At 58.6% G+C, this 22,619-nt stretch carries 21 protein-coding genes; all 21 read right to left on the minus strand.

Annotation, left to right across the window (positions count from 1 at the left end; translation table 11 throughout):
* Nucleotides 1-5 precede the first annotated feature (5 nt).
* The 21 genes from J5276_RS08325 to J5276_RS08425 all read right to left on the minus strand — a co-directional run bounded on the left by J5276_RS08325 (nt 6) and on the right by J5276_RS08425 (nt 22,318).
* The gene (locus tag J5276_RS08325) at nt 6-1,313 is read right to left on the minus strand and encodes a lipoprotein-releasing ABC transporter permease subunit (protein ID WP_003512696.1); all 1,308 of its coding nucleotides are present in this window, start codon (nt 1,311-1,313) and stop codon (nt 6-8) included.
* Nucleotides 1,314-1,435: 122 nt separating this feature from the next.
* The gene (gene proS / locus J5276_RS08330; protein ID WP_003512695.1) at nt 1,436-2,758 is read right to left on the minus strand and encodes a proline--tRNA ligase; all 1,323 of its coding nucleotides are present in this window, start codon (nt 2,756-2,758) and stop codon (nt 1,436-1,438) included.
* A gap of 686 nt (nt 2,759-3,444) precedes the next feature.
* Nucleotides 3,445-3,750, minus strand: a complete 306-nt coding sequence (locus tag J5276_RS08335) for a DUF1467 family protein (protein ID WP_003512694.1) — start codon at nt 3,748-3,750, stop codon at nt 3,445-3,447.
* Nucleotides 3,751-3,898: 148 nt separating this feature from the next.
* Nucleotides 3,899-5,566 carry a ribonuclease J gene (locus J5276_RS08340; protein WP_019565480.1) on the minus strand — a complete coding sequence of 556 codons (1,668 nt, stop codon included), beginning with the start codon at nt 5,564-5,566 and terminating at the stop codon, nt 3,899-3,901.
* Between the two features lie 207 nt (nt 5,567-5,773).
* Nucleotides 5,774-6,514, minus strand: a complete 741-nt coding sequence (locus J5276_RS08345) for a biotin--[acetyl-CoA-carboxylase] ligase (protein ID WP_162632848.1) — start codon at nt 6,512-6,514, stop codon at nt 5,774-5,776.
* 26 nt (nt 6,515-6,540) lie between these two features.
* Entirely contained in the window at nt 6,541-7,983 is a 1,443-nt protein-coding gene (nuoN, locus tag J5276_RS08350; protein WP_003512691.1) for an NADH-quinone oxidoreductase subunit NuoN, read from the minus strand.
* A gap of 18 nt (nt 7,984-8,001) precedes the next feature.
* Complete coding sequence (locus J5276_RS08355) at nt 8,002-9,513, minus strand: NADH-quinone oxidoreductase subunit M (protein ID WP_013635953.1); 1,512 nt, start codon at nt 9,511-9,513, stop codon at nt 8,002-8,004.
* Nucleotides 9,513-11,510 (minus strand): NADH-quinone oxidoreductase subunit L, encoded by a 1,998-nt coding sequence (gene nuoL / locus J5276_RS08360; RefSeq protein ID WP_013635952.1) that lies wholly within the window; start codon nt 11,508-11,510, stop codon nt 9,513-9,515. Before nuoL ends, J5276_RS08355 begins: the two co-directional genes overlap by 1 nt.
* A gap of 7 nt (nt 11,511-11,517) precedes the next feature.
* Complete coding sequence (gene nuoK, locus J5276_RS08365; RefSeq protein WP_003496445.1) at nt 11,518-11,826, minus strand: NADH-quinone oxidoreductase subunit NuoK; 309 nt, start codon at nt 11,824-11,826, stop codon at nt 11,518-11,520.
* Between the two features lie 29 nt (nt 11,827-11,855).
* Nucleotides 11,856-12,470 (minus strand): NADH-quinone oxidoreductase subunit J, encoded by a 615-nt coding sequence (locus J5276_RS08370; RefSeq protein WP_003512680.1) that lies wholly within the window; start codon nt 12,468-12,470, stop codon nt 11,856-11,858.
* 141 nt (nt 12,471-12,611) lie between these two features.
* Entirely contained in the window at nt 12,612-13,103 is a 492-nt protein-coding gene (gene nuoI, locus J5276_RS08375; protein WP_003512679.1) for an NADH-quinone oxidoreductase subunit NuoI, read from the minus strand.
* Between the two features lie 36 nt (nt 13,104-13,139).
* Nucleotides 13,140-14,186: an NADH-quinone oxidoreductase subunit NuoH gene (gene nuoH / locus J5276_RS08380; RefSeq protein ID WP_013635951.1), complete on the minus strand. Its 1,047-nt coding sequence runs from the start codon at nt 14,184-14,186 to the stop codon at nt 13,140-13,142.
* A gap of 12 nt (nt 14,187-14,198) precedes the next feature.
* Nucleotides 14,199-16,280, minus strand: coding sequence for an NADH-quinone oxidoreductase subunit NuoG (nuoG, locus tag J5276_RS08385; protein ID WP_019565476.1), 2,082 nt, complete (start codon nt 16,278-16,280; stop codon nt 14,199-14,201).
* Nucleotides 16,281-16,435: 155 nt separating this feature from the next.
* Nucleotides 16,436-17,740 carry an NADH-quinone oxidoreductase subunit NuoF gene (gene nuoF / locus J5276_RS08390; protein ID WP_003502381.1) on the minus strand — a complete coding sequence of 435 codons (1,305 nt, stop codon included), beginning with the start codon at nt 17,738-17,740 and terminating at the stop codon, nt 16,436-16,438.
* A 10-nt stretch (nt 17,741-17,750) separates the two neighbouring features.
* Nucleotides 17,751-18,860: an NADH-quinone oxidoreductase subunit E gene (locus tag J5276_RS08395; protein ID WP_019565474.1), complete on the minus strand. Its 1,110-nt coding sequence runs from the start codon at nt 18,858-18,860 to the stop codon at nt 17,751-17,753.
* Between the two features lie 16 nt (nt 18,861-18,876).
* The gene (locus J5276_RS08400; protein ID WP_013635948.1) at nt 18,877-19,137 is read right to left on the minus strand and encodes a hypothetical protein; all 261 of its coding nucleotides are present in this window, start codon (nt 19,135-19,137) and stop codon (nt 18,877-18,879) included.
* Complete coding sequence (locus tag J5276_RS08405; RefSeq protein ID WP_112154935.1) at nt 19,137-20,327, minus strand: NADH-quinone oxidoreductase subunit D; 1,191 nt, start codon at nt 20,325-20,327, stop codon at nt 19,137-19,139. Before J5276_RS08405 ends, J5276_RS08400 begins: the two co-directional genes overlap by 1 nt.
* Before the next feature lies 1 nt (nt 20,328).
* Nucleotides 20,329-20,757: a GFA family protein gene (locus J5276_RS08410; RefSeq protein ID WP_038490727.1), complete on the minus strand. Its 429-nt coding sequence runs from the start codon at nt 20,755-20,757 to the stop codon at nt 20,329-20,331.
* Nucleotides 20,754-21,356 carry an NADH-quinone oxidoreductase subunit C gene (locus J5276_RS08415; RefSeq protein ID WP_003512657.1) on the minus strand — a complete coding sequence of 201 codons (603 nt, stop codon included), beginning with the start codon at nt 21,354-21,356 and terminating at the stop codon, nt 20,754-20,756. The genes J5276_RS08410 and J5276_RS08415 overlap by 4 nt, the downstream gene beginning before the upstream one ends.
* Before the next feature lie 21 nt (nt 21,357-21,377).
* On the minus strand, nt 21,378-21,962 hold the full coding sequence (locus J5276_RS08420; protein WP_003512655.1) for an NADH-quinone oxidoreductase subunit B family protein: 585 nt from the start codon (nt 21,960-21,962) through the stop codon (nt 21,378-21,380).
* Nucleotides 21,953-22,318 (minus strand): NADH-quinone oxidoreductase subunit A, encoded by a 366-nt coding sequence (locus J5276_RS08425; RefSeq protein WP_003512653.1) that lies wholly within the window; start codon nt 22,316-22,318, stop codon nt 21,953-21,955. The genes J5276_RS08420 and J5276_RS08425 overlap by 10 nt, the downstream gene beginning before the upstream one ends.
* Between the last annotated feature and the right edge of the window lie 301 nt (nt 22,319-22,619).

Raw genomic sequence — 22,619 nt, forward strand, 5'->3', positions numbered from 1 at the left:
GGTCCTTATTCGTAACGCAGGGCCTGCACCGGATCGAGCTTGGAAGCCCGCCATGCCGGAAAGATGGTTGCCAGGAAAGAAAGCGTCAGCGCCATGATGACGACGGTAATGGTCTCGCTGATATCCATTTCGGCCGGAAGCTGGCTGAGGAAATAGAGCTGCGGATCAAACAGCACCGTGCCTGATACCCAGGAGAAGAACTGCCGGATCGATTCCACATTGAGGCAGACGATGACGCCGAGTGCCACACCGGCGAATGTGCCCACCGTGCCGATGGCAGCTCCCGTCATGAAGAAGATACGCATGACGGCGCCGGAACTGGCGCCCATGGTGCGCAGAATGGCGATATCGCTGCCCTTGTCCTTAACCAGCATGATGAGGCCGGAAATGATGTTGAGCGCCGCCACCAGAACGATGAGCGTCAGTATCATGAACATCACGTTTCTTTCCACCTGCAGGGCGGAAAAGAAGGTCTGGTTACGCTGTCTCCAGTCGGTGATATAGATCTGCCGCTCAGCTGCCTGCTCCACCAGCGGGCGGATGCCGTCGACATTGTCTGGGCGACTGACGTAAAGCTCGATGGATTGCACCAGGCCTTCGGCATTGAAATAAAGCTGGGCTTCGGACAGCGGCATATAGATCATCGACGCATCATATTCCGACATGCCGATCTCGAAGACGCCCGAAATCTTGTAGGATTTGACGCGCGGGTTGACACCCATCGGCGTCACATCGCCTTCAGGCGAAATGAGGGTGATATCGTCGCCCGCCGTCACGCCAAGCTGTGCGGCAAGCCTTGAGCCAACCAGAACCCCGTCGCCCGCCATGAAGCCGACGAGATCGCCGGTTTTGACGTTGGTGGCGACTTCCTTGATCTTGTCGATATCGTCCTGGCGAACGCCGCGCACGAGCGCACCGGAGCCGGCGCCACCGCGACCGGAGGCCAATGTCTGCCCCTCTACCAGCGGCAGGGCCATCGTCACGCCCGGAATGGCGGAGAACTTCTTCGCCAGCTCATCGTAATTGTTGAAGGGCTGGTCGATCGGCTGGACGATCATATGGCCGTTGATGCCGAGAATGCGCGAAATCAGCTCGGTGCGAAAACCGTTCATGACAGCCATGACGATGATAAGCGTCGCGACGCCCAGCATGATGCCGACGAAGGAAAAGCCGGCGATGACGGATATGAACGCTTCCTTGCGCCGCGACCGCAGATAGCGCCAGGCCACCATGCGCTCGAAAGCAGAAAACGGCCGGGCGGTCCTTTCCCGGGCGGAAGGAGCCGCACCCTTGTCAGCCTCGGCTTTTGCCATGTCGTCTCCCTGATCTGAACTTGAAAGGCCGGTTTTCACAAAAAACCGACCCCTGATCTTGATCTCATAAAGCTGGAGCGGATTTCAGGCGAAAACCGCTCGTCACTTTCACCATTTCGCGCTTAGCCAAGCACCCTGTTCATTGCCGCTTCGATTGTGACGGTTTCACGGTCGCCGGTCTTGCGATCCTTCACCTCGACTTCACCGTTCGCTGCCGAACGTGGGCCGACGATGATCTGCATCGGCACGCCGATCAGGTCAGCAGTCGCGAACTTCTGGCCCGCGCGGTCGTCCGTATCGTCATAAAGAACATCCTTGCCGGCATTGGAGAGCGAGTAATACAGCTTTTCGCACGCCGCATCACAGGCTGCGTCACCTGCCTTCATGTTGATAATCACGACATCGAAAGGAGCGACCGAAGCCGGCCAGATGATTCCGTTCTCGTCATGCGATGCTTCAATGATGGCGGGAACAAGGCGTGTCGGGCCAATGCCGTAGGACCCCATGTGAACGGGGTGTTCCTTGCCATCAGCACCCTGCACCTTGGCGCCCATCGGCTCGGAATATTTGGTGCCGAAATAGAAGATGTGGCCGACTTCGATGCCGCGCGCGGAAAGGCGCTGGCCATCGGGAATGGCGTCATAAGCAGCTTCGTCGTGCATTTCCGAGGTGGCGGCATAGTCGGCCGTCCATTCGTCGAAAACGCCCTGAAGGGCTGCGACATCGTCGAAGTTGGTATCATCGGCGGGGATGGCGCGGTCGAGGAAGCTCTTGTGGCAGAAGACTTCGGATTCGCCAGTATCGGCCAGAATGATGAATTCGTGGCTGTGATTGCCGCCAATCGGGCCGGTATCGGCACGCATGGGAATGGCGCGCAGGCCAAGCCGTTCGAATGTGCGCAGGTAAGCCACGAACATCTTGTTATAGGAGTGGATCGCGTCTTCCTTGGTCAGATCGAAGGAATAGGCATCCTTCATAAGAAACTCGCGCGAGCGCATGGTGCCGAAACGGGGGCGCACCTCGTCGCGGAACTTCAGCTGAATATGATAGAGGTTCAGCGGCAGGTTCTTGTAGGATTTCACATAGGACCGGAAGATGTCAGTGATCATCTCCTCGTTAGTGGGGCCATACAGCATCTGGCGGTCCTGACGGTCCTTGATGCGCAGCATTTCCTTGCCGTAATCGTCATAACGGCCGCTCTCCTGCCACAGCTCAGCGGTCTGCAGCGTCGGCATCAGAAGCTCGATCGCGCCCGAGCGGTCTTGCTCTTCGCGGATGATCCTGTTGACCTTGTCCAGAACGCGCTTGCCGAGCGGTAGCCAGGAATAGATGCCCGCCGATTGCTGCCGGATCATGCCCGCACGCAGCATGAGGCGATGGGAGACAATCTCCGCTTCCTTGGGGTTTTCCTTCAGGATGGGCATGAAATAACGGCTGAGACGCATGACGACTTCCATTGGTATGGGCAACAACACGCAAAAGCGCGGGAATCGCCCCGAATAGAGGGATATTGGCGCCGTACATAGCTGTTTCTGACCAAGAAGAAAACCCGCCATGCAAAGACCTGCCTAGGCGATTTCGTGGCATTTTCGCGATAGCTAATTCGCGTCAAAACGCTTTGGCCGGAATATTATTCTTGATCCGGTGCGACAAATTGCACCACAGGGAATTTTTTGCCGACTGTAACAAATATGCAAAAAATGAGATGACAAGCATGGGTGATTGGGCTAACTTTAGCTCACAAAAGAGGCAGGAAGTCTAAATTCTTGTCGTTTTCGCGGTCAGTCTTGGGAGGATTCGATCTTAGGCGCGCTTGTCGCTGCCCCGGTAACGGTTACAGATCACGCGAAACCTGAAAAACAAGGCTGAAATGCCTTGTTTTTTTTTGATTCCGGCGAAGTTCACAACCCCGAATGCTTATTCCGGTAAAATTGTGACAGCGAATTGCCCGCCAGACACGCTCATGGTGTGTGCACGACTTATATGACGTCCATGTGACAGCACTGGCGCATCTTGTGGCGACCGTTCATAAAACGGCAGCACAGCTTATGTTGCCTTAAATCGCATCACAAAGCCCGCCACGCTGCAAAATTCTGCGGCGCGCTTAATCCTAGGGCGTGGGTGAGGTGCTTCAGTCGAAAACCGGGATAATTCTCGGAAGGTCGTCCATGCTGACGCCGAACCACCAGGTTACGCCGTACCAGAGCCCGCAGATCAAAGCCGATATCAGCGTTGTCCACAAGACGATGCGCCCGCCCCTGAACCTTGACGGGGCGCTTGCAACCGTGCCGATCGCCACATCGCCGTCTTCCTCCTGAGTGCGAAGGCCAATCGGCAGCACAACGAAAAGCACCGTCCACCAGACGATGAAATAAATGGCGAAGACCGAAAGAAGCGGCATGACGTCCTCCTGCGTGATGCGCCCCTTGTAACGCATTCATCCGCGAACCGGAATCACTTCCCTGCAAGATGTGTAAAAAGCTGCAAGAGAGGAGAAGGAACGATCGCGGACAGCGATTGCGTCATGTCCGAGATGGTCCGGACATGACGGGGCGTGACGGTTTGAAAACCCGGGATTTTCCGGTTCAGACCTTGGTGACGAAAACCGTCACGATCGGCTTCTTGCCCCATGCCTGATTGGCAGCGGCGCGTACGGCGCGGCGCACTGACTCGCGCAGCAGCGCAAGGTCCTTGCGGCGGGCCCGGGGGATGCTTTCCACGGCGCCGAGTACGGCGTCATAGAGCGTATCTTCCATGTCCTCGCCCTCATCATCGAATTCCGGCAGGCCAAAAGGTACGACATCGGGATCTCCGAGGAAGTCGTAGCGGCTGTCCAGCAGCACATTGACGGAGACATGGCCGGCGAAGGAAAGCTTGCGGCGGTTGCTGATCCCCATCTCGTCGAGGTCACCGATGAGGTTGCCGTCCTTGAAGACGCGGCCGTGCGGTGCGTCGTTGATGACTTCCGCAGGACCAGGCGCCAGACGGAGAATGTTGCCGTTACGAACCTTCGGCACCTGAGAAATGCCGGCCTGTTCAGCCAGTTCCTTCTGCGCCACCAGATGCGCCGCCTCGCCATGCACCGGCACCAGGATTTGCGGCTTGGTCCATTCGTACATCCTCAGAAGTTCGTTACGGCGGGGATGGCCGGAGACATGCACCAAAGCCTCATTGTCGGTAACGATATGGATGCCCTGCTCTATCAGGCCGTTCTTGATCTCGATGATCGCCTTTTCGTTGCCCGGAATGGCGCGCGAGGAAAATACCACCGTATCACCGGCAGCCAGCGCCACATTACGCATCTCATCGCGCGAAAGCTTGGCAAGGGCTGCCCGCGGCTCACCCTGCGAACCCGTGAGAATGACGACCACCTTGTTGCGCGGAATATAGCCGTATTCGTCTTCAGCCAGGAACGGCTTGATACCTTCCATGATGCCGAGATCCTGCGAAACGTTGACGACGCGCTTCAGCGACGAGCCGAGCAGCAGCACTTCGCGTCCGGCAGCTTCCGCAGCCTGCGCGATGGAGCGGATACGGCCGACATTGGAGGAGAAGGTGGTGATGGCCACGCGACCCTCGGCATTTTCAATGATCTGGCGCAGCCCCTCAGACACTTCGTGCTCCGAAGGCGATACGCCGTCACGCAGCGAGTTGGTGCTGTCGCACATCAACGCCAGCACGCCCTCCTCGCCGATGGCGCGGAAACGCGCCTCATCCGTCAACGGACCGAGAGACGGCGCCTCGTCAATCTTCCAGTCGCCCGTGTGGATGACATTGCCAAGCGGCGTGCGGATGACCAGCGACATTGGCTCGGGGATCGAATGGTTGACGCCGACGGCCTCGATTTCGAAAGGGCCGACATTGATGCGATCACCCGCCTTGAACGGGGTGATTGGAATTTCGGCACGACTGCCCTCGTAGGCGCGCTTTGCCTCCAGCATGCCGGCGGTGAAACCCGAGGCATAGACGGGCACGTTGAGGCCCGGCCACAGATCGTTCAGCGCGCCGTAGTGATCCTCATGGGCGTGGGTGATGATGATGCCTTTGAGGTTCTTCTTCTGCTCGGCGATATAGCTGATATCGGGGAGAACCAGATCGACACCAGGCAGATCGAGGCCGGCAAAGGTAACGCCGCAATCCACCATGATCCATTGGCGCTTGTTTTCCGGACCGTAGCCGTACAGCGCCAGATTCATGCCAATTTCGCCGACGCCGCCAAGCGGCAAAAATACCAGTTCGTCCTGTTTAGTCATTGTTCTTCTTATCCACTCACGAGAGCGCGCTGGCGACGGCAATATGCCGCGCCCAGCCGCCCGTTTAACAGCATCGGACCTGAAACATCATCTGATCGACCGGGCCGATGCGGAGCCGGTTTGTCACCCTGCTTTTCATGAGCAGCAGGAAAGCTCCAACCTGTGGGAAGAGGTTCGGCGCGGGTCCTTGAAGACACGCCGTCCACCTCATCCAAAAAATACGTCGCCGGCGGCGATGGAGCGCCTTGTGCCCTCATCCTCATCCAGCAGCAGATAACCATTATCATCAATTCCAACGAAACGCCCGCCGATCGAGCGATCCGGAAAATTGACGGTGATATGTTCGCCGATACCGCAGGCAGCCGCCCGCCATCCGGCCATGACACCGGAAACGCCCCTGCCCTCATCCCAGCTTTGCAGCACATCCGCTGTCTCGCGGAAGAGATGCGCGAACAGCTCGTCGGGGGAGCACGACGCCCCGTGTTCGGACAGCATGGTGACGGGATAAAGCGGATTTTCAGGCTTGTGGGCGATATTGATGCCGATGCCGATGACGATGGCGCGGCGTCCATCCGGCAGAAGTTCGGCTTCCATCAGAATGCCGCAGGTCTTCCGGCGCCCGATCAGCACGTCGTTCGGCCACTTTATCTCTAGCGGTTCGCCACCCGTCGGCAGCACAGCGCGAATGGCGCGGTAGACAGCGAGCGCAAAGGCAAGCGGCAATGAACCGATGCGGTCCATTGGCGCGGGATCGATGAGAAGAAGCGAAGCGTAGAGATTGCCTGGTTCAGACACCCAAGGCCGGCCGCGGCGACCGCGCCCGCCAGTCTGGCGGATGGCGGTGATCCACAGATTGCCGCCATGGCCTGCCCTTGCCCGGGCGAAACATTCTATGTTGGTCGATGGCGTTTCCGCCATCGCCTCGTGCCGGAAGTCATCGATGGACATCCGGCCCGTATGCTTGTGCGTATTGCTCAAAAGAACGTCTTTGCCGCAACCGTGACTGCGTTGCCGAGCGCACCACCGAAGACGATGAAAGCGACGACGAACAGTCCAGACAGCGCATAAACGATTTTCAGTTCGCCAGCCGGACGCTCGAAGCTGCCCTTGGCTTCATCGAACCACATGACCTTGACGACGCGGATATAATAATACGCACCGACAACCGAGCCGATCACACCGATGACGGCGAGCGGATAGAGTTTGGCTTCGATGGCAGCAAGGAAGACGTAGTACTTGCCGAAGAATCCGGCGAGCGGCGGAATGCCGGCAAGCGAGAACATCAGGATCGTCAGAACAACTGCCATGAAGGGGTTGGTCGACGAAAGCCCGGCCAGATCCTCGACATTTTCGACATTGCCGATTTCCTTGCGACGCATGGAGAGAATGCAGGCGAAGGTGCCGAGCGTCATGACCATGTAGATGGTCATGTAGAGAATGACGCCCGAGATACCGGCCTCCGTGCCCGCCGCAAGACCAACCAGCGCGTAACCCATGTGACCGATGGAAGAATAGGCCATCAGGCGCTTGATGTTCTTCTGGCCGATTGCCGCGAACGAGCCGAGCAGCATGGAAGCGATGGAGATGAAGACGACGATCTGCTGCCAGTCGGCAAAGACCGGCTGGAAAGCGTCAACAACGATGCGAACGAAGATCGCCATGGCGCCGATCTTGGGAGCGGCAGACAGGAAGGCCGTGACCGGTGTCGGCGCACCCTCATAAACATCCGGCGTCCACATGTGGAACGGCACGGCGGAAATCTTGAATGCCAGACCGGCAAGAACGAAAACCAGACCGAAGACGAGGCCGAGCGAACGGGTCTCCGCCGTCAGAACCTGGGCGATTTCGGTAAAGCCGGTATTGCCGGTAAAGCCGTAAACCAGCGACATGCCGTAAAGCAGCATGCCCGAGGAGAGCGCACCGAGAACGAAATATTTCAGGCCCGCTTCGGTGGAGCGCAGGCTTTCCCGGTTGATGGCGCAGACGACGTAGAGCGCAAGCGACTGCAGCTCCAGCGCCATATAGAGCGAGATCAGGTTGTTGGCCGAAATCATCAGCAGGATGCCGAGCGTCGCCAGAACCAGAAGGACCGGATATTCGAACCGGCCGACCGGCTCAAAACGGCTCTGGCCGACAGAAAGGATCATGGCGGTGATCGAGCCGATCAGCGCCAGCACCTTCATGAAGTTGCCGAAGGCATCGGCGACGTAAACGCCGCCGAAAGCCACACCCGAAGCGGGCGCAAAGACGATCCAGAGACCGACGACGAGCAGCAGGGCCACGGAGAGGCCCGTGACCGTCGTTGTCGACTTGTCGCCCGAGAAGACGCCAATCATGAGCAGCGCCAGCGCGCCGACCGCAAGGATCAGCTCGGGCGTCGCGATGTGCAGACTGGCAAAAAGAATTTCAGCGGTCATGTCCAACGGGTCCTGTCGTCAATTCATAGAAAGCGCAACATTTTGCGCCGCCTGCAATGCAGCCGTATAGTTGTTTACCAGAAGATCGACCGAAGCGGCTGTCGCATCGAAAACCGGAGCCGGATAGACGCCGAAGAAGATCGTCAGCGCAACCAGCGGATAAAGGATGACCTTTTCGCGGGTTGACAGATCGAGCATCGATTTCAGGCTTTCCTTCTCAAGCGCACCGAAAATCACGCGGCGGTAAAGCCACAGCGCGTAAGCGGCCGAGAGGATGACGCCAGTTGCCGCAAACAGCGCGACCAGCGTGTTGGCGCGGAATACGCCGATCAGCGTCAGGAATTCACCAACGAAGCCGGAGGTGCCGGGCAGACCGACATTGGCCATGGTGAAGATCATGAAGGCGACGGCATATTTCGGCATGTTGTTCACGAGACCGCCATAGGCAGAGATCTCACGGGTATGCAACCGATCGTAAACGACGCCGACGCAGAGGAAGAGCGCGCCCGACACGATGCCGTGCGACAGCATCTGGAAAATTGCGCCCTGCACGCCCTGCACATTGGCCGCGAAGATGCCCATGGTCACGTAACCCATGTGGGCGACGGAGGAATAGGCGATCAGCTTCTTGATGTCGTCTTGCATCATCGCCACCAGCGAGGTGTAGATAATGGCGAGAACCGACAGCGTGAAGACGAAGGGAGCGAAATAGTCCGACGCCAAGGGGAACATCGACAGCGAGAAACGGATGAAACCGTAACCGCCAAGCTTCAGCATGACACCTGCCAGAATGACGGAACCTGCGGTCGGCGCCTGCACGTGCGCATCCGGCAGCCAGGTGTGAACCGGCCACATCGGCATCTTGACCGAGAAGGCCGCGAAACAGGCAAGCCACAGCCAGGTCTGCATGCCAGCGGGGAAGCCGTATTTCAGAAGTTCGGTCATGTCTGTTGTGCCGGACTGCCAGTACATCGCCATGATGGCGAGCATGGTCAGAACCGAGCCGAGCAGCGTGTAGAGGAAGAACTTGTAGGATGCGTAGACGCGATCCTTGCCGCCCCAGACACCGATGATGATGAACATCGGGATCAGCGTTGCTTCGAAGAAGACGTAGAAAAGAACCGTATCCAGCGCCACGAAGACGCCGATCATGACAACTTCCAGAAGCAGGAAGGCGATCATGTATTCCTTGATGCGCTTTTCAACCGACTGCCAGCTTGCCAGCACGCAGAAAGGCATGAGGAAGGTGGTGAGGATGACGAACAGCATGGAGATGCCGTCGACGCCCAGATGATAGGCGGCGATGTTGCCGAACCATGCGTGTTTTTCCACCATCTGGAAACCGGGGTTCGAATTATCGAAGCCGATCCAGACGAACAACGAAACCAGGAAGGTGAAAACGGTCGTCAGCAGCGAGACGTTGAGAATGTTGCGGCGACCGTAAGGGCCGTTCTCATTGGTCAGCAGCAAGAGCACCACGCCGACGAGCGGCAGAAAGGTGACCGTTGAAAGAATTGGCCAATCGGTCATCAAAACGCACTCCCGAGCATCATCCAGGTGACAAGCGCCGCGATGCCGATCAGCATCGCAAAGGCATAGTGATAAAGGTAACCGGATTGCAGGCGGACCATGCGGTTGGTCACGTCAACCACACGCGCTGCAATGCCGTTCGGTCCATAGTGGTCGATGACGGCCACGTCGCCCTTCTTCCACAGGAAGCGGCCAAGCGCCTTTGCGGAACGCACGAAGAGGAAGTCGTAAAGCTCGTCGAAATACCACTTGTTCAAGAGGAACTGATAGAGGCCGCGATGGGTCGCTGCCAGACGCTTCGGCGTCTCCGGCGACTTGATATACATGTACCATGCGGTGACGAAACCAAGTGCCATGGCGAAGAACGGGCTCCACTTGACCCACAGCGGAACATGGTGGAACTCGTCAAGGATTTCATTTTCCGGAAGCGTGAAGAGAGCACCCTTCCAGAACTCGGCATATTCATGGCCGAAGAAATAACCTTCGAAGACAACACCGGCGAAGATCGCGCCGACTGTGAGGATGAAGAGCGGGATCAGCATGACCATCGGCGATTCATGCACATGGTGCATCACGTCAGCCGAAGCGCGCGGCTTTCCGAAGAAAGTCATGAACGCCAGACGCCAGGAATAGAAGCTGGTGAACAGCGCTGCGATGACCAGCAGCGTGAAGGCGAAACCCGACAGCACCGAATGGGACGCATAAGCGGATTCGATGATCACGTCCTTCGAGAAGAAGCCGGCAAAGCCGATCATCGTGCCCGGAATGCCCACACCTGTCAGCGCAAGCGTGCCGACGGTCATCGTCCAGAAGGTGATGGGGATATGCTTGCGCAGGCCGCCCATGTAACGCATGTCCTGCTCGCCATCGACGGCATGGATAACCGAACCGGCGCACAAGAACAGCAGTGCCTTGAAGAAGGCATGCGTGAAGAGGTGGAACACGGCCGCGCCATAAGCGCCAACGCCAAGTGCCACGAACATGTAACCGAGCTGCGAGCAGGTCGAATAGGCAATCACGCGCTTGATATCGTTCTGAACGAGACCGACGGTCGCTGCGAAGAAGGCGGTGATGGCGCCGACCAGCGTCACGACAGTGAGCGCATCATGCGACAATTCGAACAGCGGCGACATGCGGGCAACCAGGAAGACACCGGCGGTGACCATTGTTGCGGCGTGAATGAGGGCGGACACAGGGGTCGGGCCTTCCATCGCGTCCGGCAGCCAGGTGTGCAGCAGGAACTGCGCCGACTTACCCATGGCGCCCATGAAGAGCAGCAGGCAGACGCCCGTCATCGCATTGGCCTTGTCCAGCTGCATGCCGAACAGGTTGATGACGGTTTCGGTGGAAGCTGCCCCCTCAGCCGGCAGATAGGTGCTGGCGGCAGCGAAGATGGTCTCGAAATTGATCGAGCCGAACAGCACGAAGACGCCTGATATGCCGAGAATGAAGCCGAAGTCGCCAACACGGTTGACGATGAACGCCTTCATGGCTGCAGCAGACGCCGAAGGCTTCTTGAACCAGAAACCGATCAGCAGGTACGACGCCAGACCAACGCCTTCCCAGCCGAAGAACATCTGCAGCAGGTTGTCGGAGGTCACCAGCATCAGCATCGCGAAGGTGAACAGCGAAAGATAGGCAAAGAAGCGTGGACGATGCGGATCGTGGTGCATGTATCCGATCGAATAGAGGTGCACCAGCGTCGAGACGGTGTTGACGACGACGAACATGACGGCCGTCAGGGTATCGATGCGGAACGCCCATTCGACGTCGATGCCGCCGGACTGGATCCAGCGCAGCACGGTGACCTTGATCACCTCGCCCGGCTCGCCATGGGCAAGCGCGACGGAGAAGAAGACGATCCACGACAGGACGGCGACCACGATCATCAGACCGGTGGTGACATATTCCGAAGCCTTGGCGCCGATCGACCGGCCAAACAGGCCGGCAATCAGGAAGCCGATCAGGGGAAGAAAGACGATAGCCTTGTAGATCATAGCCTTATCAGCCCTTCATCATATTGACGTCTTCGACAGCGATCGATCCGCGGTTGCGGTAGAAGACAACGAGTATTGCAAGACCGATGGCCGCTTCGGCGGCTGCGACGGTCAGAATGAACAGTGCGAAGACCTGGCCGACGATGTCGTTCAGGAAAGCCGAGAACGCCACCATGTTGATGTTGACCGCCAACAGGATGAGCTCGATCGACATGAGGATGACGATGACGTTCTTCCGGTTGAGGAAGATACCGAAGATGCCGATCGTGAAGAGGATCGCGCTGACCGTCAGGTAGTGGGAAAGACCGATTTCCATATTCTGTTTCCTTGGATCCGTTCGCGCCTTCAGATGCCCTGGCCCGGCTTGACCTTGACCGTGGTGACGGCGGTCTTCGGGTCACGTCCGACCTGCGTGGATATGTTCTGCCGCTTGATGTCGGTGCGGTGACGCAGCGTCAGCACGATGGCGCCGATCATGGCCACCAGCAGCACGAGACCGGCAAGCTGGAAGAAGTAGACGTAATTGGTATAGAGCACGTCGCCCAGTGCGGCCGTATTGGTGCGCACGGCCGGTGACGGGATCGGCATGGTAATCGATTTGGCGGCCTGCGGGTTAAGCACGCTGCCGCCGACCACGACGATCAGTTCAGCCGCGAGAATGATACCGATCAGCGCACCGATCGGCGCATATTGCAGCACGCCGGAGCGCAGCTCCGCAAAATCCACATCCAGCATCATGACGACGAAGAGGAAGAGCACCGCCACCGCACCGACATAAACGACGAGCAGGATCATGGCGAGGAATTCGGCCCCCGTCAGCAGGAACAGCGCGGCTGCGTTGAAGAAGGTCAAAATCAGAAACAGCACCGAATGAACAGGGTTCTTCGATGCGATGACCATGAACGCAGACGCCACGGCGACGAAAGCGAATATATAAAAGAATACAGCGTGCAGACCCATGTTGGTGCCTTCTTGTCCTCATCCGGGCAAAGACCGCGCAATCGCGCGCTCTACCCGTTTCGTCCCCGCCGGCGATAACCGTGCAGGCTCTTTTACTCTTTCTTCGCTTTCCGGGGTCTCCCCCGGAAAGACGGTTGCGCCTTAACGGTAAGGCGCATCCAGTGCGAGGTTGCGCGCGATTTCACGCTCCCAGCGGTCGCCATTGTCGAGAAGCCTTTGCTTGTCGAAATAGAGCTCCTCGCGGGTTTCCGTCGCGAATTCGAAGTTCGGGCCTTCGACGATGGCATCCACCGGGCAGGCTTCCTGGCAGAAACCGCAATAGATGCACTTCACCATGTCGATGTCGTAACGCACCGTGCGACGGGTGCCGTCATTGCGGCGCGGACCGGCTTCGATGGTGATCGCCTGAGCGGGACAGATCGCCTCACACAGCTTGCAGGCGATGCAGCGCTCTTCACCGTTCGGATAACGGCGCAGCGCATGCTCGCCGCGGAAGCGCGGAGACACCGGGCCCTTTTCGAAAGGATAATTCACCGTGGCCTTCTGCTTGAAGAAGTGGCGCATCGTCAGGAAGATCGCACCGACGAACTCCTTGAGGAACAGTGAATTGACGGCTTGGGAAAGGCTGGCCATCTCAAACTCCAGATTTCTGAGCGAGGAGTACGGACATCAACCAGCCCACCCCGTCAGCTTCAATACGAATGCAACAATAACGACCATGGCGAGCGACAGCGGCAGGAATACCTTCCAGCCAAGGCGCATGAGCTGGTCATAGCGGTAACGCGGAACGAAGGCCTTCACCAGAGCGATCATGAAGAAAACCATGCAGCCCTTGAGCGCGAACCAGACAATGCCCGGAATCCAGTTCAGGAACCACACATCCACGATCGGCAGCCAGCCACCAAGGAACAGGATCGTCGTCAGGCAGCAGATCAGGACGATCGCAGCATATTCGCCGAGCATGAACATCATGTAAGGCGTCGAGCCATATTCGACCATGTGACCGGCAACCAGTTCCGATTCCGCTTCCGGAAGGTCGAAGGGAGGACGGTTGGTTTCGGCAAGGCCCGATATGAAGAAAACGATGAACATCGGGAACAGCGACAGCCAGTGCCAGTCAAGGAACGAGGCCGGCAGACCGATCATCGTGCCGAGGCCGGTGCGCTGCGCCAGAACGATATCCGTGAGGTTGAGCGAGCCGACGCACAGAAGCACGGTGACGATGACGAGGCCGATCGACACTTCGTAGGACACCATCTGCGCCGCCGAACGAAGCGCGCCGAGGAACGGGTACTTCGAGTTCGAAGCCCAGCCGCCCATGATGATGCCGTACACTTCAAGCGAGGAAATCGCGAAAATGTAGAGAATGCCGACATTGATATTGGCAACGACCCAGCCATCGGCAAAGGGGATGACCGCGTAGGTGGCGAGCGCCAGCGTTACGGCAACCAGCGGCGCCAGAAGGAAGACCGCCTTGTTGGCGCCCGCGGGAATGACGGGCTCCTTCAGGATGAATTTCAAAAGGTCGGCGAAGGACTGGAACAGACCAAAGGGGCCGACGACGTTGGGACCACGGCGCAACTGCACGGCTGCCCAGACCTTACGGTCGGCAAGCAGAAGGAAGGCGATGGCCACCAGAAGGCAAACGAGAAGCAGCAGGGACTGGCCGACCATGATCAGCGCGGGCCAGACGTAGCTCCAGAAAAACGATTCCATAATCCCCTACCCTTACTCTGCCGCAGCCTGGAAATTGTTGCGGGCCAATGCGGAACACTCGGCCATGACGGCGGATGCACGCGCAATCGGGTTCGTCAAATAAAAGTCTTTTACCGGCGAGGCAAACGCAGACTTATTGAGGCTGCCCGCGCGAGCGGCAAGTGCCTCGACATCCGCGCCGTTGCCGGCAACGATCTCATCGGTTTCCGCCAGATGCGGATGCGCGACATAAAGCTGGCCGCGCAGCGCCGACAGCGAATCGAACGGCAGCTTCTTGCCGAGCACGTCGGAAAGCGCACGTAGGATCGCCCAGTCTTCACGGGCTTCGCCCGGTGCGAAACCGGCGCGGTTGCCCACCTGAACGCGGCCTTCGGTGTTGACCCAGATACCGGATTTTTCGGTGTAGGCTGCACCCGGAAGGATGACGTCGGCGTTCATCGCGCCATGGTCGCCGTGGCTACCGATGTAGACGGTGAACTTGGCGCCCTTGTTCGACAGGTCGATTTCATCGGCGCCGAGCAGGAAGAGAACGTCCATGGACGTTACCATTTCGGCAGCAGCAACACCGCCCTCGCCCGGCACGAAGCCGATGTCGAGACCACCGACGCGGGCAGCGGCAGTGTGAAGCACCGAGAAGCCGTTCCACTCTTCGCTGATTGCGCCAACCGAAACGGCAAGCTTCGCAGCGGCCGCGAGAACGGCTGCACCATCGGCGCGTGCCAGAGCGCCCTGGCCGATGATGATCAGCGGGTTCTTGGCGGACTTCAGCTTCTCAATAAAACTGTGAGAGCCATTGGCGAGATCGGAAAGCGTTTCCGCGCCGGAGCCTAGATATTCGTAGTTGTAGCGCAGCTCACCGGCTTCGCCGATCACGCCGATCGGGAAACCACCGCGACGCCAGCGCTTGCGGATACGTGCATTGAGCACGGCCGCTTCATAACGCGGGTTGGCGCCGACGATCAGCAGCGCATCCGCGTGCTCAATGCCTTCGATTGTGGAATTGAACAGGTAGCTGGCGCGACCCAAAGACGGATCAAGCGCTGCGCCATCCTGACGGCAATCGACATTGGCCGAGCCGAGCGACGCCAGAAGCGACTTCAGCGCGAACATTTCCTCGACGGAAGCAAGGTCACCGGCAATCGCGCCGATCTTGCTGCCGCTGGTCGCGGCAACCGCCTGCTTGATAGCGCCGAAGGCTTCGCCCCAGCTTGCGGGCTGCAAGCGGCCATCCTTGCGGACGTAAGGGCGGTCGAGACGCTGCGTCTTCAGGCCGTCCCAGATGAAGCGGCTCTTGTCGGAAATCCACTCTTCGTTGATTGCCTCGTTGACACGCGGCATGACGCGCATGACTTCGCGGCCACGGGTATCGACGCGGATTGCCGAACCGAGAGCGTCCATCACGTCGATGGTTTCGGTCTTGTTCAGTTCCCACGGACGGGCAGTGAAAGCGAAAGGCTTGGAGGTCAGCGCACCGACCGGGCAAAGATCGACGACGTTGCCCTGAAGCTCGGAGGTCATCGCCTGCTCGAGATAGGTGGTGATTTCAGCGTCCTCGCCGCGGCCGATGAGGCCGAGTTCGGCGATGCCGGCAACTTCCGTGGTGAAACGGACGCAGCGCGTGCAGTGGATGCAGCGGTTCATCACCGTCTTGACGAGCGGACCGATATATTTGTCTTCAACCGCACGCTTGTTTTCCGCGTAACGCGAACCGGCAATACCGAAGGCCATAGCCTGGTCCTGCAGGTCGCATTCGCCGCCCTGGTCGCAGATCGGGCAATCGAGCGGGTGGTTGATGAGAAGGAACTCCATCACGCCTTCGCGGGCCTTCTTGACCATCGGCGTGTTGGTGAAAACTTCAGGCAATTCGCCATTCGGGCCGCCGCGAACGTCGCGCACGCCCATGGCGCAGGATGCGGCGGGCTTGGGCGGTCCGCCCTTCACCTCAATCAGACACATGCGGCAGTTACCCGCGACCGACAAGCGCTCATGAAAACAAAAGCGCGGAACTTCAGCACCAGCCTCCTCGCACGCCTGCAACAGCGTGAAATGATCCGGAACCTCGATCTCTTTACCGTCAACCTTGAGCTTTGCCATGGTTCTACTTACGTCCTGTTGCCTGTTCGTCCCGTGTCTCTCACACGGTCCGCAACAAATCCTTAATCGCGCCCGAGACTTCATCTCGTCGGTCAGGCGCTTCATGGTTTTCCGGCGCCGGGATCATCCCCGCGCCGCATGCAAACTGCGAAAGCTTATTCGGCAGCTTCCAGAACAGCGCCATCATCCATGGCCCTGTAGGTATATTGGTCGATGCGCTTTTCGATTTCCGGACGGAAATTGCGGATCAGCGCCTGTACCGGCCATGCGGCGGCGTCGCCGAGCGCACAGATGGTGTGGCCTTCGATCTGCTTCGTCACTTCGAACAGCATGTCGATTTCGCGCTTCTGCGCGTTGCCCTTCACCATGCGTTCCAGCACGCGCCACATCCAGCCGGTGCCTTCACGGCACGGCGTGCACTGGCCGCAGCTTTCATGCTTGAAGAAGGCCGCGATGCGGGCGATCGCCTTGATGACGTCGGTGGACTTGTCCATGACGATCATGCCGCCGGTGCCGAAGGACGACTTCACTTCGCGCATGCCGTCGAAGTCCATGATGGCGTCCTTCATGTCCTCACCGCGCACGATGGGGCAGGATGCGCCGCCGGGAATGACGCCAAGCAGATTGTCCCAGCCGCCGCGAATGCCACCGCAATGGTGTTCGATCAGCTCACGGAAGGACAGGCCCAGCGCATCTTCGAAGGTGCATGGACGCTCGACATGGCCGGAGACCATGAACAGCTTGGTGCCGACATTGTTCGGACGGCCGATAGACGAGAACCATGCCGCACCTCGGCGCAGAATGGTCGGAGCAACGGCGATGGATTCGACGTTGTTGACGGTCGTCGGGCAACCGTAAAGACCCATATTGGCCGGGAACGGCGGCTTCAGGCGCGGCTGGCCCTTCTTGCCCTCGAGGCTTTCAAGCAGTGCCGTCTCTTCGCCGCAGATATAGGCACCTGCGCCGTGATGGACGTAGATGTCGAAATCCCAGCCGTTCTTGTTGTTCTTGCCGAGCAGGCCCGCATCGTAACATTCGTCGATGGCGGCCTGAAGCGCCTCACGTTCGCGCATATATTCGCCGCGCACGTAGATATAGGCGGTGTGTGCACCCATGGCGAAACCGGCGATAACGCAGCCTTCGATCAGCGTATGCGGATCGTTGCGCAGGATTTCGCGGTCCTTGCAGGTGCCGGGCTCGGATTCGTCGGCGTTGACCACGAGATAATGCGGACGGCCGTCGCTTTCCTTGGGCATGAAGGACCACTTGAGACCCGTCGGGAAGCCTGCGCCGCCGCGACCGCGAAGGCCGGAAGCCTTCATCTCGTTGATGATCCAGTCACGACCCTTTTCGATGATCTGCTTGGTGCCATCCCAATGGCCGCGCGCCATCACGCCCTTCAGGGACTTGTCCTTGAGGCCGTAGAGATTGGTAAAGATGCGATCCTGATCTTTTAACATGCTTCACCCTTTACCGCGGCTTCTTGCCGAAGACCCTGATATACTCGGCTTCGCCACCCTTGGCGAGCGCCTCGGCCTGCTTGATCCACTCATCGCGTTCGATGCGGCCCTTGAAATTCAGATAACCATCCACCCAGTCGCACTCGGCCTTCTTCCAGCCGGCAATCTGCGCATAGGTGAAGATGCCGAGCTCGTTAAGCGTGCCTTCGATCTTCGGGCCAACGCCTGAAATGAGTTTCAGGTCATCGGGCGCAGCGGGCTTTTCAATGCCTGCGGGACGGTCGGCCGACTCAAGCGACGGTCTGGATGCTGTCGCTTCCTTGCCTGCCGATTGCTGTTCCCCTGCCTTTGCGTTTTCCGCAGCAGCCTTGGGCTCGTTCGCAGGCGTCTTCAGCTTCGGATCGGTTTCCGGTGCGTCCGTCTTCGGCTTGGCGGCATTCGAAGGAAGAACGGGGGCTGCTTCCGCCGGAGCTTCCGCAGGCTTGTCGAGATTGGAGCGATCTGGCTTGATCTCTTCCGTCAGCGTCGTCAGGCCGCCAACGGGCACCGACTGGTGACGGTCGATCTGGGGGCCGGTCTTGACCGTGTCGCCCTTGCCTGCCTCGAACGTGTCGATGATCTCTTCCAGGCGCTCGGGCGTCAGATCCTCATAGGCATCCTTGAAGATGATGACCATCGGCGCATTGACGCAGGCGCCCTGACATTCCACTTCTTCCCAGGACAGCGTGCCGCTCTCGTTGGTGTGCAGCGGATCGTGGTGGATCTTCTTGCGGCAGACATCCATCAGCGCTTCGGAGCCGCGCAGCATGCAGGGCGTGGTGCCGCAAACCTGAACATGGGCGCGTGTGCCGACCGGCTTCAGCTGGAACTGGGTGTAGAAGGTCGCCACTTCCATGACGCGGATATAGGCCATATCCAGCATGTCGGCGATTTTTTCGATGGCGGCGCGGGTAACCCAGCCGTCCTGCTCCTGCGCACGCATAAGCAGCGGGATAACCGCCGATTGCTGGCGTCCCTCCGGATATTTCTGGATCGTCTTTTCCGCCCATGCGGTATTATCCGCGTTAAAGGCAAATGCCACGGGCTGGAACTGATCTTCGGCTAGTCGACGAACGGACATACTTCCTCACGCCTTTTCAGTTTAACGTCTCACAACGCGATCTCGCCACCGTGACGAATTCGCAGGCATAAGCCGCCTTGTCTTTCTGCATGAACACGATGAACTTGCTGCCATTGGGAACCGAGGCCTTGATCTCGTATCCCGAAGACAGAAGCTGCTTGATGGTGGAACCGCCGCTGCTTGATAGCGATACGCCCCCCTCTTCCGTCGCCGTCTGGGCGAGAACGGAGGTCGACATCGCAGCAAGAAAAGCCAAGATGGCCAGCGGCAGACGCATCAGCGGTCGACCTCCCCGAACACGATGTCGAGGGAGCCGAGCACGGCTGTAACGTCGGCAAGCTGATGGCCCTTGCACAGGAAATCCATCGCCTGCAAATGTGCATAACCCGGCGCGCGGATCTTGCAGCGGTAGGGCTTGTTCGAACCATCGGCGACCACGTAGACGCCGAACTCGCCCTTCGGCGCTTCGACGGCGGCGTAAACTTCGCCGGCGGGAACGTGATAGCCTTCGGTATAGAGCTTGAAGTGATGGATAAGAGCTTCCATCGAACGCTTCATCTCGCCGCGCTTGGGCGGAACCACCTTGCCATCCAGCGAGGAGACCGGGCCGATGCGGTGCTTGCCGGAGAGAAGATCGACGCACTGCTTCATGATCTTCACCGATTCGCGCATTTCCTGCATGCGGATCAGGTAACGGTCATAGCAGTCGCCGTTCTTGCCGACGGGGATATCGAACTCCAGATCGGAATAGCACTCGTAGGGCTGCGCGCGACGCAAATCCCAGGCAGCACCCGAACCGCGCACCATGACGCCCGTGAAACCCCAGGCAAAGGCATCTTCAAGCGAGACGACGCCGATATCGACGTTACGCTGCTTGTAGATGCGGTTGTCGGTCAACAGGCCTTCGATATTGTCGAGAACGGCAATGAAGGGATCGCACCATTTGCCGATATCTTCGACCAGTTCCGGCGGCAGATCCTGATGCACGCCGCCCGGACGGACATAGGCCGAGTGCATGCGGGCGCCACAGGCGCGCTCGTAGAACACCATCAGCTTTTCACGTTCCTCGAAGCCCCAGACAGGCGGCGTCATTGCGCCGACGTCCATGGCCTGAGTCGTCACGTTCATGATGTGCGACAGGATGCGGCCGATTTCCGAATAAAGCACGCGGATCAACTGGCCGCGCATCGGGATTTCGAGACCCAGCAGCTTTTCGACGGCGAGCGCGAAAGCGTGTTCCTGGTTCATCGGCGCGACGTAGTCGAGACGGTCGAAATAAGGCACCGCCTGAAGGTATGTCTTGGTCTCGATCAGCTTTTCGGTACCGCGATGCAGAAGACCGATATGCGGATCGACGCGCTCGACGATTTCGCCGTCCAGTTCCAGAACCAGACGCAGCACGCCGTGCGCGGAAGGGTGTTCCGGACCGAAGTTGATCGTGAAATTGCGGACGTTATGCTCAGTCATTCTAGTGCTCCGCCGAGGTGATCATGGCGATGAATTCGGGGCCGGTCATGTTCTGCGTGGTTTGCGCGAAAGAATAGCTCGAAGGCTTCTCATCCGTGAAAATCTGCGACGCAAAATGGAAACTGGAAGGGTTGTCGAAAGCCTGCAACGAGACGGCAAAATGCTTGCCATCCTTGGAGCGCCACATCAGCGTGCTGCCGCAATTTTTGCAGAAGCAGCGCTCGCCCCATTCCGACGAGGTATAAACACCGAAATGTTCCTCGTTCTCGATGGCGACGTCAGCGCATTCGACAGCCAGAAATGTTCCGCCGGACCAGCGGCGGCACATCGAGCAATGGCAAACGCCGAATTCGCGGGCGCCGATGCTGGCATTGAAGCCAACGGCGCCGCAAAGACATTGTCCGTGCTCTGTCGCGGGGGCTTCGCTCATTGCTTGGCCTTTTCATCACCTGGGAGAACATAGTCAGTCCCCTCCCAGGGAGAGAGGAAATCGAAATTGCGGAATTCCTGCTTCAGTTCGACCGGTTCATAGAGAACCCGTTTCAGAACGTCATCGTAGCGTACTTCCACAAAGCCGGTAACCGGAAAATCCTTGCGCAGCGGATGACCTTCGAAACCGTAATCGGTGAGGATTCGGCGAAGATCCGCATGGCCTTCGAAAGGAATGCCATACATATCCCAGGCTTCGCGCTCGAACCAGTCTGCACCCATGTAAACGGAGGTTGCCGAGGGAACGCCCTCGTCTTCCGCCACCTGCAGCTTGATGCGCACGCGCAGATTCTGGCGCGGCGACAAGAGGTGATAAACGACGTCGAAACGCTTCTCGCGCTGCGGCCAGTCGACGCCGCAGATATCGATGATGTTGACGAAACCGCACTGCACATCGTCACGCAGGAACGTCAAAAGCGCGATAACGCTTTCCGTCGTCGTGTTCAGCGTCAACTCGCCATAGGCAATATCGGCCGAAACCACGAGGGAACCACGCGCTTCCTTAACGTAAGCAGCAAGATCGTTTAGAGCTTCGCTCATTCCTTAATCCGTCCTTTGCCCTTAGCGCTCGATCGTACCGGTACGCCGGATCTTCTTCTGCAGCAGAAGCACGCCGTAAAGCAGCGCCTCCGCCGTGGGGGGACAGCCCGGAACGTAGATATCCACCGGCACGACTCTGTCGCAGCCGCGCACGACGGCGTAGGAATAATGGTAATAGCCGCCGCCATTGGCGCAGGAGCCCATGGAGATGACGTAGCGCGGCTCAGGCATCTGGTCATAGACCTTGCGCAGTGCCGGCGCCATCTTGTTGGTCAGCGTTCCCGCGACGATCATCACGTCCGACTGGCGCGGCGAGGCGCGCGGGGCGACACCGAAGCGCTCCATGTCGTAACGCGGGCCGGAAGCCTGCATCAGACCCTCGACGGCGCAGCAGGCAAGACCGAACTGCATCCACATCAGGGAGCCGGTACGCGCCCAGGTGATCAGCTCGTCGGTCGAGGTGACGAGAAAGCCCTTGTCGGCCAGCTCGTCGTTGATTTCCGTGAAGTAGGCATCGTTGCTGCCGACAGGCTTGCCGGTCGCGGGATCGATGATCCCCTTCGGCTGCGGTGCAACGAGCGTGCTGTTGTTCTGGCTCATGCCCATTCCAGCGCTCCCTTCTTCCACTCATAGATAAAGCCGATGGTGAGAACGGCGAGGAACACCATCATAGACCAGAAACCGAACCAGCCCATATCACCGAAGGACACAGCCCAGGGGAACAGGAAGGCGACTTCCAGGTCGAAGATGATGAAGAGAATGGACACCAGATAAAACCGGATATCGAACTTCATGCGGGCGTCGTCGAAGGCATTGAAACCGCACTCGAAAGCGGAGAGCTTTTCCGGGTCCGGCGCCTTATAAGCGACAGCGAAAGGCGCGATGAGAAGCGCCAGGCCAATGACAAGAGCGATACCGATAAAGATTGCGATCGGAATATAGGAACTGAGGAGTTCAGTCATGGTCTCTTCCCTGTCCGGCCGGGTGCCGGACCTGCCTTTGCGACTGAAAGTCTAAAGGCGCACAAATATGTTGCAACGCCAAAGTGGTTAGCGCAGCCGCGCTCTCTCTGCAAGAGTTTAGGCACCATTTCAAGACACCTGCCGCATTGATTGGCAACAATATTGCCGGAATTGACGCAAATTTGGGCCACAATTCCGGGCTAAGCCCCTCAAATACAATAATAATCGATTGAACGACGCAACCGCAAAAAAGTCACACGAATTTTACGTCAAAATGGCAGCGAAGTGACGATCTCTCGAT

It is taken from the genome of Agrobacterium sp. S7/73, assembly GCF_019355535.1.
Classification (GTDB): Bacteria; Pseudomonadota; Alphaproteobacteria; order Rhizobiales; family Rhizobiaceae; genus Agrobacterium; species Agrobacterium tumefaciens.

Bases quoted from the DNA above. Each gene is read 5' to 3' on its own strand.
- J5276_RS08325 (WP_003512696.1), bottom strand. From the start codon at position 1,313: ATGGCAAAAGCCGAGGCTGACAAGGGTGCGGCTCCTTCCGCCCGGGAA.
- proS (WP_003512695.1), bottom strand. From the start codon at position 2,758: ATGCGTCTCAGCCGTTATTTCATGCCCATCCTGAAGGAAAACCCCAAG.
- J5276_RS08335 (WP_003512694.1), bottom strand. From the start codon at position 3,750: ATGCGTTACAAGGGGCGCATCACGCAGGAGGACGTCATGCCGCTTCTT.
- J5276_RS08340 (WP_019565480.1), bottom strand. From the start codon at position 5,566: ATGACTAAACAGGACGAACTGGTATTTTTGCCGCTTGGCGGCGTCGGC.
- J5276_RS08345 (WP_162632848.1), bottom strand. From the start codon at position 6,514: ATGTCCATCGATGACTTCCGGCACGAGGCGATGGCGGAAACGCCATCG.
- nuoN (WP_003512691.1), bottom strand. From the start codon at position 7,983: ATGACCGCTGAAATTCTTTTTGCCAGTCTGCACATCGCGACGCCCGAG.
- J5276_RS08355 (WP_013635953.1), bottom strand. From the start codon at position 9,513: ATGACCGATTGGCCAATTCTTTCAACGGTCACCTTTCTGCCGCTCGTC.
- nuoL (WP_013635952.1), bottom strand. From the start codon at position 11,510: ATGATCTACAAGGCTATCGTCTTTCTTCCCCTGATCGGCTTCCTGATT.
- nuoK (WP_003496445.1), bottom strand. From the start codon at position 11,826: ATGGAAATCGGTCTTTCCCACTACCTGACGGTCAGCGCGATCCTCTTC.
- J5276_RS08370 (WP_003512680.1), bottom strand. From the start codon at position 12,470: ATGGGTCTGCACGCTGTATTCTTTTATATATTCGCTTTCGTCGCCGTG.
- nuoI (WP_003512679.1), bottom strand. From the start codon at position 13,103: ATGGCCAGCCTTTCCCAAGCCGTCAATTCACTGTTCCTCAAGGAGTTC.
- nuoH (WP_013635951.1), bottom strand. From the start codon at position 14,186: ATGGAATCGTTTTTCTGGAGCTACGTCTGGCCCGCGCTGATCATGGTC.
- nuoG (WP_019565476.1), bottom strand. From the start codon at position 16,280: ATGGCAAAGCTCAAGGTTGACGGTAAAGAGATCGAGGTTCCGGATCAT.
- nuoF (WP_003502381.1), bottom strand. From the start codon at position 17,740: ATGTTAAAAGATCAGGATCGCATCTTTACCAATCTCTACGGCCTCAAG.
- J5276_RS08395 (WP_019565474.1), bottom strand. From the start codon at position 18,860: ATGTCCGTTCGTCGACTAGCCGAAGATCAGTTCCAGCCCGTGGCATTT.
- J5276_RS08400 (WP_013635948.1), bottom strand. From the start codon at position 19,137: ATGCGTCTGCCGCTGGCCATCTTGGCTTTTCTTGCTGCGATGTCGACC.
- J5276_RS08405 (WP_112154935.1), bottom strand. From the start codon at position 20,327: ATGACTGAGCATAACGTCCGCAATTTCACGATCAACTTCGGTCCGGAA.
- J5276_RS08410 (WP_038490727.1), bottom strand. From the start codon at position 20,757: ATGAGCGAAGCCCCCGCGACAGAGCACGGACAATGTCTTTGCGGCGCC.
- J5276_RS08415 (WP_003512657.1), bottom strand. From the start codon at position 21,356: ATGAGCGAAGCTCTAAACGATCTTGCTGCTTACGTTAAGGAAGCGCGT.
- J5276_RS08420 (WP_003512655.1), bottom strand. From the start codon at position 21,962: ATGGGCATGAGCCAGAACAACAGCACGCTCGTTGCACCGCAGCCGAAG.
- J5276_RS08425 (WP_003512653.1), bottom strand. From the start codon at position 22,318: ATGACTGAACTCCTCAGTTCCTATATTCCGATCGCAATCTTTATCGGT.